Here is a 12560-nt window from a genome sequence, read left to right as displayed (position 1 = left end):
TCACGTTGAGAGGGCGGTCTTTTTTGGAGGTTACTGTATGAAATGGTTAGCAGCATTATTCATCCTTGTCCCGACTGCAGAACTGGCTGTATTGATGCTGTCGGGAAAGACCATCGGAATTCTTCCGACAATTACAATCATCATTGCAACGGGAATCGGCGGTGCATATCTTGCGAAAAAACAAGGCCTGCGTGCATGGCGAGATCTGCAGTACCGCCTGGCTAACCGGGAGACGCCGGGCAAAGCTCTCGTAGACAGCGTCTGTATTTTACTGGGCGGGTTATTATTATTAATGCCTGGATTTATTACGGATATTGCTGGTTTATTGCTGCTGTTTGGCGGACCCCGTAAAATACTGTATCCGTTTATTGTCAAATGGATCTACAATAAAATCCGCAGCGGACAAATTCGTGTCATGTAAATGTGGGATGTTCTTTGACTTTTAAGGCAATGAATAAGAAGAACGGCAAAAATAAAATACCGTAGATGCCAAACAAATAAACGGCGCAAGCGGTAATAATGAAAGAATGTACCGTGCGCAGTTTGAATGTATGGGCCCATAAAAGTGATTCAGTCATCTGTCTGGTGACAAGCAAAACGATATACAAAACTAATAAACCGACAGCAGAATACATGTCATCAATATAGAAGGAAAATGCAATCATCGGCAGAAAAACCAGCCCGATTCCGAGAAATGGGATGCTGTCGACCATTGAAATCAAAAAAGCTTTTGTGAGAAAAGACTCGAAATCCAGTAACCAGAATCCAATCGTCATAAGCACAAAGGTAATGAAAAAAAGACGGATCTGAACCGAGAAGAAATGACCCATCAGGCGGCTTGACTTATCAAAAATGCGTCTGGCGAACTGTCTGAAGTCTGAAGGAAAGTACACTAAAAACCAAAACCGGTTTGTTGCACTTTCCCGCAGAGAGAAAAAATAAGCAATGATAAATAGAAATATGCTGAAAATCGACTGAAAGATTTTTTGCAGAAAGTTCAGTATCCCATCCATTGCATCATGACTCGACTGGATAAATTGCTCGGCTGCTGCATGCAAGTTCCACCCTCTGCTATCCATCATCTCAATGATCAGCCCCAATTGATCTTCCATTGTCCAGATGACAGAAATCAATCCATTGATTGATAGTAACAAGAAGGTGTATACTAAAGAGGCGAGCATTCCCATTATGAGTAAAGCAGCTAAAAAAGCAGGAAGCTTTGTAAGGGAAATCAGGGAATTCATGAGCGGAGCAGTAAAGAAAGCAAAAACAATCGCAAATCCGACAGGCGGAATTACCACCAAGAAAAGAACGATCAATATAGCAGGCAGCCATTGGCGTGAATAGGTTTGCAAACGTTTTGAGTCGAAGGATATCATATGGATTTGCCCATTCCTTTCTAGTAAATATAAACAAAAATAGTTATTAACCATTCACAAAATCGGAAAAGTTGCTATAATGGACTTTGTAAGCGTTTTAGATAAAAATATAATTAAGCAGATGGTCATCACTCCGCACTCCGCTTCAGAGGGTGGCCAAACTGGGAAGAAGGAGAGAATATCATGACAGCAACAAAAGGATTGGAAGGTATCGTTGCAGCACAATCACAAATCAGTTCCATTATCGATGACACTCTTACATACGTAGGATACGGCATCGATGACTTGGCGGAAAATGCTAGTTTTGAAGAGGTTGTCTATCTTCTGTGGCACAAGCGTCTGCCAAATGCAGAAGAACTTGCTGAATTGAAGCAGCAATTAGAAGATAACGCAGAAATTCCACAAGGGGTTATCGACCACTTCAAAACGTACCCAATCGACAAAGTGCACCCAATGGCAGCACTTCGCACAGCAATCTCACTTCTAGGATTATACGACGACAAAGCGGAAGATATGTCACCTGAAGAGAACTACAAAAAGGCAGTTAAGCTTCAGGCGAAAGTTGCAACTGTTGTAACAGCATTCGCACGTATCAGAAAAGGACAAGAGCCTGTGGCGCCTAAAAAAGGTTTAAGCTATGCGGCAAACTTCCTTTACATGCTTTCTGGGGAAGAGCCTGCTGATATTGCTGAAGAAGCATTCAACAAAGCACTTGTATTGCATGCAGACCACGAGCTGAACGCATCTACGTTCACTGCACGCGTTTGTGTAGCTACTCTGTCTGATATGTATTCTGGTGTTACTGCTGCAATTGGCGCACTCAAAGGCCCACTGCACGGCGGTGCAAACGAAGCGGTTATGAATATGCTGATGGAAATCGGCGATGAAGATAAAGTAGAATCTTATATTCGTGAAAAGCTTGCAAACAAAGAAAAAATCATGGGCTTCGGACACCGTGTATACCGTCAGGGTGACCCGCGTGCGAAGCACTTGCGTGAAATGTCTAAACGATTGACTGCTCTTCGCGGTGAAGAAAAGTGGTACAATATGTCTGAAAAAATCGAAGCAATTGTCACTGGAGAAAAGAAATTGCCTCCAAATGTTGATTTCTACTCCGCTTCGGTATATCATTCATTAGACATCGATCATGATATTTTCACGCCTATTTTTGCAGTTTCTCGTTTTTTAGGATGGATTGCACATATCCTGGAGCAATACGAAAACAACCGCTTGATCCGTCCGCGTGCAGAGTACGTAGGACCAGGCATGCAAAAGTATGTCCCTATCAATGAACGATAAAAAATAGTAAATTCGTGGGGCGGTATCTCGTATACCGGCCCACTGATATTGAAATCAGGAGGATATCAATAATGGCTAATGATGGAAAGATTACAGTAACTAACGGTGTTTTAAACGTCCCAGATCACGCAACAATTCCTTTCATTATAGGTGACGGAACAGGTCCGGATATTTGGCATGCAGCTTCACGCGTTATCGAAGCAGCAGTTGAGAAAGCTTATGAAGGAAAAAAGAAAATTAATTGGCTGGAAGTTCTTGCAGGAGAAAAAGCATTCAACGAAACTGGTGATTGGCTTCCGAAAGAAACTCTAGAAACAATTAAAGAATATCTGATTGCGATTAAAGGACCTCTTACAACGCCGATCGGTGGAGGATTCCGTTCATTGAACGTAGCACTGCGTCAGGAACTAGATCTGTACACGTGCTTGCGTCCGGTTCGTTATTTCGAAGGAGTACCATCACCCGTGAAACGTCCTGAGGATTGTGACATGGTTATTTTCCGTGAGAACACTGAAGATATCTATGCTGGTATCGAGTATCAGGAAGGTACTGACGAAGTAAAGAAATTAGTTAACTTCCTTCAAACTGAGTTAGGCGTTAAAAATATTCGTTTCCCTGAAACTTCAGGTCTTGGTATTAAACCGATTTCTGAAGAAGGTACAAAGCGTATTGTACGTTCAGCGTTAAATTATACAATCAGTGAAGGCCGTAAGTCTTTGACGATTGTACACAAAGGAAACATCATGAAGTTCACAGAAGGCGCATTCGCAAACTGGGCTTACGAGTTGGCTGAAGAAGAATTCGGCGACAAAGTATTCACATGGAAAGAATATGACCGTATTAAAGATGCTGAAGGAACAGATGCTGCTAATAAAGCGCAATCTGATGCAGAAGCTGCAGGCAAAATCATCGTTAAAGATGCAATTGCTGATATCTTCCTGCAACAAATCCTGACACGTCCAAAAGAGTTCGATGTAGTAGTTACAATGAACTTGAACGGTGACTACGTTTCTGACGCACTTGCTGCGCAAGTAGGCGGAATCGGAATTGCACCGGGAGCGAACATTAACTACGAGTCTGGACATGCGATCTTTGAAGCAACTCACGGTACAGCACCGAAGTATGCAGGATTGGATAAAGTTAACCCTTCATCCGTATTGCTTTCAGGTGTTATGATGCTTCAGCACCTTGGCTGGAACGAAGCAGCTGATCTAATCACTGCTTCCATCGAGAAAACTATCGCGTCAAAAGTAGTGACATACGACTTCGCACGTCTAATGGACAATGCGACAGAAGTTAGCACTTCCGGATTCGCTGATGCATTAATCGAAAACCTATAAGAGACTGACGAGAGAGGGATGAAAATCCCTCTCTTTCTACTATATTGTTCTGAAAAAGGGGAGTTTTACATGTCATTGAAGCGTAAAAAAGTATCGGTTATAGGATCTGGTTTTACTGGAGCAACAACTGCATTCCTTTTAGCTCAAAAAGAACTTTGCGATGTCGTGATCGTGGATATTCCAGCTATGGAAAATCCGACGAAAGGCAAAGCTTTGGACATGTTGGAAGCTGGTCCGGTTCAGGGGTTTGATGCTGCGATTACCGGCACATCGAATTATGAGGACACGAAGGATTCCGACGTAGTCGTCATTACCGCGGGCATTGCACGCAAACCAGGAATGAGCCGTGACGACTTAGTACAGACAAATCAAAAAGTAATGAAATCAGTGACTGCTGAAATCGTCAAGTACTCACCGGATACAAAGATTATTGTTCTGACGAATCCTGTCGACGCAATGACTTATACGGTATACAAAGAGTCCGGGTTTCCGAAAGAGCGTGTCATCGGCCAATCAGGCGTACTGGATACAGCGCGTTTCCGCACGTTTGTAGCACAGGAACTGAATCTGTCAGTGAAAGACGTGACAGGGTTTGTCCTCGGCGGCCACGGGGATGATATGGTCCCTCTTGTGCGCTATTCTACTGCGGGAGGCGTTCCTCTTGAAAATTTAATCCCGTCCGGCCGTTTGGAAGAAATCGTGGAACGCACACGTAAAGGCGGAGCGGAAATCGTCAACCTGTTAGGGAACGGCTCTGCTTATTATGCACCGGCCGCTGCTTTAGTGGAAATGACGGAAGCCATATTGAAAGACCAAAAACGTGTGCTGCCTTCTATCGCATATCTTGAAGGCGAATACGGCATGAATGGTATTTATTTAGGTGTGCCGACTGTCTTAGGTGCAGGCGGTATTGAAAAAATCATTGAACTTGAATTAACAGACGCTGAGAAAACCGGGCTTGAAAAGTCCGCGGATTCAGTGCGTGCTGTGATGAATGTTCTTGCATAACTTTGTATTCTGCAAATCGGTCAGCTATGGAGCTGGCCGATTTTTTAGTGTAACTCGATTTTTCACCAGTGGGTTGTTATAATTTACTTATTGAAGTAATTTTCAGCTTTTTCATTCACATGTACACAACTACAGGAGGGATTATATTGTTAAAAAGCAAACGAAAATCCATAGGTAAAGATATATCGAAGTTAGAGGTGGGGGAAAGGCTGCACCTCACGGAAAAAATTGAAGATAAAGACTTGATGCTGTATCTGGGACTGACAAACGATGCGAATCCGCTGTATTTGCAGCATGACTATGCCGCAGAGACCATTTATGGACAGCCTATTGTCCCTCCGATTATGCTGACAGGTATTGTGACCGCGGCGATATCCAAACATATGCCGGGTCCCGGCGCGCACATTATTAATCAGCAGCTCCATTTCCCAAAGCCTGTTTATCATTATGCCATTGTGGAATTCATCCTGGAAATTACGAAACTCGATCCGGCGTCAAATCAAGTAACTATTCAAGTGGACGCCACAGATGAAGAAGGCGAGCGGATCATGAGCGGAGAAGTGGTCGTCGTAGCGCCGCAGAAGCCAGCTGATGTCAGCAAACCAAAGGATTCGGCAGATGGAAACTAAACAGCATAAAATTCTGATTGTTGAAGATGAAGAGTCCATTCAAAAATTGCTTGCTATTACACTGCAGCAAGCAAACTTTGATACCATTCTGGCAGTTGACGGTGAAGAGGCTCTGGAAAAAGTGCTGGATGAACAGCCGGATTTGATTGTTCTCGATTTAATGCTGCCGAAAATAGACGGGTTAGAAGTATGCCGGATGCTCAGAAAGCAAAACATTGAAACACCGATTATTATGCTGACTGCCAAAGGGGAGGAGATGGATAAAATCGTCGGTTTAGAGATGGGTGCCGATGATTATATGACAAAGCCATTCAGCCCCCGGGAAGTCGCTGCGAGGGTACGGGCAGTTCTGCGGCGTACTGGTGAACGCGGGCAATCCAATGAGAAAGTGCTTGTTTCAGGCCAGCTGACAGTGTATCCAGAACGGCTGGAAGTCTATTTGGATAAGGAGCGGCTTGAATTCACGCCGAAAGAATTTGAACTGCTCGTCTATTTCATGAAAAATCCGAATCGGGTGTTCACCCGTGATCAGCTTCTTCAGGCTGTATGGAATTATGATTTTGCGGGGGACACGAGAATCGTCGATGTGCATGTCAGTCATCTGCGGGATAAAATCGAAGAAAATACTAGAAAGCCGCGTTATATCAAAACGATGAGAGGCGTGGGCTATAAATTTGGGGAGTAAAACAAGATGAAGAACTATTATTCAAAACTCTTAGCAGCTTCCGCAGTTATTTTATCCATTCTTTTAATTGTGCTGGGAATCATCTTAGGACAATTTTTTCATTTATTCGCGGATGAGGTGGAACCGGTCATTCAGCAGACGTATTGGGTCTACTTGCTGTTCACGCTCGTTTTGGCATTCATTGTCATGATGTTCGTGATGGCAAAAATACTTCAGCAGTTTGCGCAGCCAATCGATCATTTCGCCGATATAACTCACCAGCTGGCACAGGGGAATTATGTAGCCCGGGCTCATTTGGAAGACAGTGCATTACATCAGCAGCTGACTAACGAGATCAATCAAATCGCTCAAAAGCTGCAAGGGAATTCTGCTCAGCGTGCAATGGAGCAGGAACGCTTGAAAACGCTGGTCAGCAGTATCGGGAGCAGCCTGCTGATGTTCGGCAGACAAGGCGCCGTCAATTTGGTCAACCGGGTATTTGAAGAGACGTTTCAGCGCGATGGGGAAAAGCTGATGGGCAAAACGTATAAAGATATCGGACTGCCTTCGGATATTGAGGAAGAAATTGAAGCGATATTCCTGACAGAAGAAGTTCGCTCTTTTCAATCACAGATACTCACTGATGAAGGAATTTGCCACTTGGAAGTGTATGGTGCGCCAGTTATTGGGGAAAACGGCAATTGGCTCGGAATTGTTATTATCATGCATGACATTACCAAGCTGATCCGGCTGGAACAAGTGCGCAAAGATTTTGTGGCGAATGTTTCGCATGAACTGAAAACGCCGGTCACTTCGATAAAAGGTTTCTCTGAGATGCTTCTGGACGGCGCGGTGGATGATCCGGCGCTTACGCGGGATTTCTTGCAGATCATGTATAAAGAAAGTAACCGGCTGCAATTATTAATTGAAGATTTATTGCGGCTATCGAGCCTGGAAAGCGGAAGTTTTGAAATTAGCCATGAGTCTGTCGATGTAGTGGAGATTATTAAACAGTCGATCAAAATTGTTCAGACAAAAGTATTGGAAAAAGAGATGAATATTGTATTAAACATGCCGAAGCAATTGATTATTCCGGCGGATCACGATCGTCTTGTACAGGTGATGGTCAATTTATTAAACAATGCCATTGCATATTCACAGGAAAACACGGAAATTACAGTCGGGGTAAAAGCGGAGCAGGATCAGGTGGAGATCACGGTCAGCGATCAGGGGATTGGGATTATGTCTTCAGAACTGCCGCGATTGTTTGAGCGGTTTTATCGTATTGATCGTGCGAGAAGCAGAGAATCCGGCGGTACAGGTTTAGGTCTCGCGATTGTAAAACACATCGTGGAAGCGCACCATGGCACGGTTTCCGTTGACAGTGAAGTAGGAGTGGGCACCGTTTTTCGCATTCAATTGCCTGCAGCAGAATAATCCGGGTGTCAAAAGTGAAACTTACTGGTCTGTTGTTCCGTACAGTAGTCATACATAGAAAAGGGAGGAACAGATATGGGCACAAAAAGAATCTTAGTGTCACTCGGTTTAGCGGTCACGGGACTATTGCTTTTATTGATCGTATTTACTACGTGGTATACCGTGGACGAATCTGAACAGGCTGTCGTCATTTCATTTGGGCAGGCCGGGGCACCAATTACCGACTCAGGTCTTCATTTCAAACTGCCGTGGCCAATTCAGCGGGCAGAAATTTTATCAAAGGAAACGTACAGTATACACTTCGGTTACAAGCAAGATAAGTCGGGGGAGATTGTCGATAAAGAAACGAAGATGATCACAGGTGACGAATATATTGTCCTGACCGATCTGACAGTCCAATGGCGTATTGTGGATCCGAAGAAATACTTATTCAATGCGGAAGAACCAATTGAAATATTACGCGACGCCGCATCCGCTTCCATTCGATCCATCATTGGAAGCTCTACCATTGATGCCGCACTGACAGACGGCAAGGCGGAGATTGAAGCGAAGACACGCGACCTATTAACAAGTTTAGTAAAGAAATATGATATCGGTATCGCTGTGCAGGGTGTCAAGCTTCAGGACGTGGAACTGCCGAATGCCGAAGTGCGTGCAGCGTTTACTGCTGTTACAGATGCGCGTGAAACAAAAAATACGAAAATTAACGAAGCAAAGAAATACGAGAACAAGCGCACGAAAGAAGCAATCGGTGAACGGGACGCAATTAAATCCCAGGCTCAGGGGAAAAAGACAGCACGTATTGAGCAGGCCCGCGGAGATGTTGCGGTATTCAGTGATCTGTATAATGAATACGCAAAGAACAAAGAAATCACAAGGGAACGTCTGATTTTGGAAACACTTGAACAAGTGCTGCCAAAAGCCAATCTTTATATTATGAATGACAGCGGCGAGACGATGAAGTATTTGCCGCTCCAGCAGCTGCAGAAAACGCAGGCAGGCGAATCGGAAGAAACGGATAAGTCAGCCGCGAAAGGAGGGAAAGCTTCATGAGCAACGAACAGAACCCCTTCAAGAAAATAGAAGATGCGTTAAAGAAAATGAGCGAAACGGATCAAAAGAAAAAAGTGCAAAAGCCGGCAGAAACCGGGCCGGACTCAAAAGTCACGCCAATGAGACCGAAAAAGGCGGCGGATATTAAACGCCATACGAAGTTAATTATCACGCTGACAGCGATCTTTGCCCTATTGGCCATTCTGCTGTCCAACTTATTCATCGTCAAAGAGAATGAGTACCGGATCATCCGTCAATTCGGTGAAATTACAAGAATTGTGCAGGAGCCGGGTATCAATATGAAAATACCATTCATTCAAAGTGTTTCTTCACTGCCGAAAAATCAAATGACATACAATGTCTCGGAAGCAGAAATCAATACGAAAGACAAGAAGCGGATTATTATCGATAACTATGCGGTATGGCATATTACGGACCCCGCTAAAATGATTGCCAACGCTAGGAATATCGTGAATGCAGAAGCGAGAATGGAAGAGTTCATCTATTCGGTTGTCCGCAATGAGATGGGGCGGCTTGATTACGTGAATGTCGTCAATGACGAAGACTCTTCCCGTGGTAGCTTGAACGATAATGTGACGGAAAAAGTAAATAAGTTTTTGGAAGAAGGAAACTTCGGGATTGAAGTAGTCGATGTGCGCATGAAGCGTATTGACTTGCCTGAAGAAAACGAACAATCCATTTACACGCGGATGATTTCGGAGCGTGAGTCCACTGCTCAGTCGTATCTGTCAGAAGGCGATGCGGAAAAGCAGAAAATTGAAGCAGAAACAGACCGGGAAGTTCAGGAAATGCTTGCGAAAGCAAAGAGAGAAGCGGCGGTTGTAACGGCACAGGGTGAAGCCGAAGCTGCAAAAATTTATAATAATGCATTTTCTAAAGACCCGGAGTTTTACAAACTGTACAGAACACTTCAATCGTACTCGAAAGTCGTAGATGACGAAACGATGATCATTCTGCCGGCAGATTCACCATATGCCAAGCTGTTAACGGGCAATACACAGTAACATAAGTGCGTCATTTTCATTTACAGTTGCCAACGTGGTAAACTAGATGAAAATGACGTTTTTTTATTAGCGATGAATACGAAGGAGTGGGATGGATTTTGACGAAAAAGAAAGTGCTCTTATTGGATGGAAACAGCTTAGCGTACCGTGCGTTTTTCGCGCTGCCTTTATTGACGAATGAAAAAGGGATTCACACAAATGCGGTATATGGTTTTACTATGATGCTTGAAATGATTCTGGAGAAAGAAAAACCGACGCATATGCTGGTAGCCTGGGATGCCGGGAAAACGACGTTCCGCCACAGCACGTACACCGAATACAAAGGGGGCCGCCAAAAGACCCCGCCTGAGCTGTCAGAACAATTCCCATACATCCGTAAGCTGATTGAAGCATTTGGCATTGAACAGTATGAACTCGACCGCTACGAAGCGGATGACATCATCGGAACACTAAGCAAAGAATGCAGTGAAGCCAAAGCGGAAGTTGTCGTTATTTCAGGTGATAAGGATTTAACACAATTATCAAATGAACATACGACCGTATGCATTACGAGAAAAGGAATTACCGATCTCGAAATCTACACGCCTGCACATATCGAAGAAAAGTACGGCATTGCCCCTTTGCAGATTATCGACATGAAAGGTCTGATGGGTGATGCATCCGATAATATTCCAGGTGTGCCGGGAATCGGAGAAAAAACTGCGCTGAAGCTGCTGAAAGAGTACGGTTCTGTAGAAAACGTCTATGAATCGATCGATCAAATTACCGCAAAGAAAATGAAGGAAAACTTAGTGAATAATAAAGAGCAGGCATTTATGAGTAAAGAGCTTGCAACGATTGAAGTGGACGCGCCGATTACCGTATCGCTGCAGGAACTCGATTATGCAGGACGAAATGAAGAGGAAGTCATTCAGTTATACAAAGAGCTGCAATTCAAATCCTTGCTTGAAAAAATGGATGCGCCTGTCGAAGTTGAGCCGCTGGAAGAAATTGGCGTTCACCACGTGGAAGAAATCACTTCGGATATGTTAACAGACACAATGGCGCTGCATGTGGAAATCGATGGAGAAAACTATTTGTCTGGAGACGTTTTAGGCATCGGCCTGTCGAATGACGAGCAGACGTATTTTATTTCGACGGAGCTGGCTGCTTCTTCCGGCGTCTTTAAAAAGTGGATTGAAGATCACGGGACCCGTAAATATGTCTCTGATTCCAAGTCTGCCTATGCGGCAATTGCGCGGCTCGGCCTAGAGCTTGCTGGCATAGACTTTGATTTGATGCTGGCTGCGTACATCGTCAATCCTTCATTCTCGACAAATGAAGTATCTGAGATCGCACGGTCATTCGGCTATCATGGCGTTGAAAATGATGAAACAGTCTACGGCAAAGGAGCTAAACGTTCATTGCCGGCAGCGGAACAACTGGCCAATCATACGGCAAGAAAAGCGCATGCCGTCTGGGAGCTGTATCCGGTCATTACAAAACAATTAGAGGATAATGAGCAGCGGGACTTATTCCATGATCTCGAACTGCCATTGGCAAAGATACTTGGAAAAATGGAAGTGACGGGCGTCAGAACAGATGTGGATGTATTGCGCTCAATTGGTGAAGAGTTATCAGAACGTCTGGCAGTCATTGAGAAAACGATTTATGAAATGGCGGGCGAGAAGTTTAATATTAATTCACCTAAGCAATTGGGTGTTATATTATTTGAAAAAATCGGCCTGACACCGATCAAGAAAACGAAAACAGGTTACTCCACAGCTGCCGATGTGCTCGAGAAGCTTGAAAGTGAACATGAAATTATCCAGCATATTTTATTATATCGGCAGCTCGGAAAATTGAATTCCACATATATCGAAGGTCTGACGAAAGAAATTCATGAAGACGGAAAAATTCATACCCGGTTCCAGCAGGCGCTGACTCAGACAGGAAGATTGAGTTCCATCAATCCCAACTTGCAAAATATCCCGATCCGTTTGGAAGAAGGAAGAAAAATACGCGCGGCGTTCATACCGTCTGAAAAAGACTGGATTATGTTCGCGGCGGATTACTCGCAAATCGAATTGCGTGTGCTTGCGCATATTTCACAGGACGAAAAGTTAATCGAAGCGTTCCGTCAAGGCGCAGATATTCATACGAAAACGGCGATGGATGTATTTGGCGTCAAAGAAGACGAAGTGGACGGGAATATGAGGCGTGCGGCAAAAGCGGTCAACTTTGGAATTGTTTATGGAATCAGCGACTATGGATTATCACAAAGTTTAAATATTACGCGCAAAGAAGCAGGGGAATTCATTGACACGTATTTGGCAAGCTTCCCGGGCGTAAAGCAATATATGGATAACAGTATTACTGATGCAAAACAAAAAGGGTATGTAACGACTCTGCTGAAGCGCCGCCGTTATTTGCCTGATATCACAAGCTCCAATTTCAATTTGCGCGGATTTGCGGAGCGCACTGCCATGAACACACCGATTCAGGGGACAGCTGCAGATATCATTAAACAGGCAATGATTGATATGGATGCACGACTTGAAGAAGAAAATTTGCAGGCCCGTATGCTGCTGCAAGTGCATGATGAGCTGATTTTTGAAGCGCCTATGGAAGAACTGGAGAAGTTAAAAGAAATCGTACCGGAAGTCATGGAGCAGACGATTCAACTGGACGTTCCATTGAAAGTCGATTGGAATTATGGCAAGTCCTGGTACGAAACAAAGTGAGTG

The 12560-nt window shown here is 44.2% G+C and carries 11 protein-coding genes; 10 read left to right on the top strand and 1 reads right to left on the bottom strand.

Annotated elements, in window-relative coordinates:
- The first annotated feature begins 37 nt into the window (after positions 1 to 37).
- The gene (locus SporoP33_RS02280; protein WP_081242242.1) at positions 38 to 421 is read left to right on the top strand and encodes an FxsA family protein; all 384 of its coding nucleotides are present in this window, start codon (positions 38 to 40) and stop codon (positions 419 to 421) included.
- On the opposite strand, the gene SporoP33_RS02275 is transcribed toward SporoP33_RS02280, so the two are convergent.
- A complete protein-coding gene (locus SporoP33_RS02275) occupies positions 414 to 1379 on the bottom strand; it encodes an AI-2E family transporter (protein WP_196796835.1) in 966 nt (321 codons plus the stop codon). The two genes, SporoP33_RS02280 and SporoP33_RS02275, sit on opposite strands and share 8 nt — an antisense overlap.
- Before the next feature lie 183 nt (positions 1380 to 1562).
- On the opposite strand from SporoP33_RS02275, the gene citZ reads away from it, so the two are divergent.
- The 9 genes from citZ (at position 1563) to polA (ending at position 12557) form a co-directional block, all read left to right on the top strand.
- A complete protein-coding gene (citZ, locus tag SporoP33_RS02270) occupies positions 1563 to 2678 on the top strand; it encodes a citrate synthase (RefSeq protein WP_081242240.1) in 1116 nt (371 codons plus the stop codon).
- Positions 2679 to 2749: 71 nt separating this feature from the next.
- Complete coding sequence (gene icd, locus SporoP33_RS02265; protein WP_081242239.1) at positions 2750 to 4018, top strand: NADP-dependent isocitrate dehydrogenase; 1269 nt, start codon at positions 2750 to 2752, stop codon at positions 4016 to 4018.
- Between the two features lie 69 nt (positions 4019 to 4087).
- Positions 4088 to 5026, top strand: coding sequence for a malate dehydrogenase (gene mdh, locus SporoP33_RS02260; RefSeq protein WP_081242238.1), 939 nt, complete (start codon positions 4088 to 4090; stop codon positions 5024 to 5026).
- Positions 5027 to 5172: 146 nt separating this feature from the next.
- Complete coding sequence (locus SporoP33_RS02255) at positions 5173 to 5655, top strand: MaoC/PaaZ C-terminal domain-containing protein (RefSeq protein ID WP_081242237.1); 483 nt, start codon at positions 5173 to 5175, stop codon at positions 5653 to 5655.
- Positions 5645 to 6340: a response regulator transcription factor gene (locus tag SporoP33_RS02250; protein WP_081242236.1), complete on the top strand. Its 696-nt coding sequence runs from the start codon at positions 5645 to 5647 to the stop codon at positions 6338 to 6340. The genes SporoP33_RS02255 and SporoP33_RS02250 overlap by 11 nt, the downstream gene beginning before the upstream one ends.
- A 6-nt stretch (positions 6341 to 6346) precedes the next feature.
- Positions 6347 to 7756, top strand: coding sequence for a two-component system histidine kinase PnpS (pnpS, locus tag SporoP33_RS02245; RefSeq protein ID WP_081242235.1), 1410 nt, complete (start codon positions 6347 to 6349; stop codon positions 7754 to 7756).
- Between the two features lie 75 nt (positions 7757 to 7831).
- Positions 7832 to 8809, top strand: a complete 978-nt coding sequence (gene hflK / locus SporoP33_RS02240) for an FtsH protease activity modulator HflK (RefSeq protein ID WP_081242234.1) — start codon at positions 7832 to 7834, stop codon at positions 8807 to 8809.
- Positions 8806 to 9834, top strand: coding sequence for a protease modulator HflC (hflC, locus tag SporoP33_RS02235; RefSeq protein WP_081242233.1), 1029 nt, complete (start codon positions 8806 to 8808; stop codon positions 9832 to 9834). The genes hflK and hflC overlap by 4 nt, the downstream gene beginning before the upstream one ends.
- 98 nt (positions 9835 to 9932) lie before the next feature.
- Positions 9933 to 12557 carry a DNA polymerase I gene (polA, locus tag SporoP33_RS02230; RefSeq protein ID WP_081242232.1) on the top strand — a complete coding sequence of 875 codons (2625 nt, stop codon included), beginning with the start codon at positions 9933 to 9935 and terminating at the stop codon, positions 12555 to 12557.
- Positions 12558 to 12560: the final 3 nt, after the last annotated feature.

Source organism: Sporosarcina sp. P33, assembly GCF_002077155.1.
Lineage (GTDB): Bacteria > Bacillota > Bacilli > Bacillales_A > Planococcaceae > Sporosarcina.
This window is presented reverse-complemented; position numbering and strand designations above follow the sequence as displayed.

Bases quoted from the DNA above. Each gene is read 5' to 3' on its own strand.
- SporoP33_RS02280 (WP_081242242.1), top strand. From the start codon at position 38: ATGAAATGGTTAGCAGCATTATTCATCCTTGTCCCGACTGCAGAACTG.
- SporoP33_RS02275 (WP_196796835.1), bottom strand. From the start codon at position 1,379: ATGATATCCTTCGACTCAAAACGTTTGCAAACCTATTCACGCCAATGG.
- citZ (WP_081242240.1), top strand. From the start codon at position 1,563: ATGACAGCAACAAAAGGATTGGAAGGTATCGTTGCAGCACAATCACAA.
- icd (WP_081242239.1), top strand. From the start codon at position 2,750: ATGGCTAATGATGGAAAGATTACAGTAACTAACGGTGTTTTAAACGTC.
- mdh (WP_081242238.1), top strand. From the start codon at position 4,088: ATGTCATTGAAGCGTAAAAAAGTATCGGTTATAGGATCTGGTTTTACT.
- SporoP33_RS02250 (WP_081242236.1), top strand. From the start codon at position 5,645: ATGGAAACTAAACAGCATAAAATTCTGATTGTTGAAGATGAAGAGTCC.
- pnpS (WP_081242235.1), top strand. From the start codon at position 6,347: ATGAAGAACTATTATTCAAAACTCTTAGCAGCTTCCGCAGTTATTTTA.
- hflK (WP_081242234.1), top strand. From the start codon at position 7,832: ATGGGCACAAAAAGAATCTTAGTGTCACTCGGTTTAGCGGTCACGGGA.
- hflC (WP_081242233.1), top strand. From the start codon at position 8,806: ATGAGCAACGAACAGAACCCCTTCAAGAAAATAGAAGATGCGTTAAAG.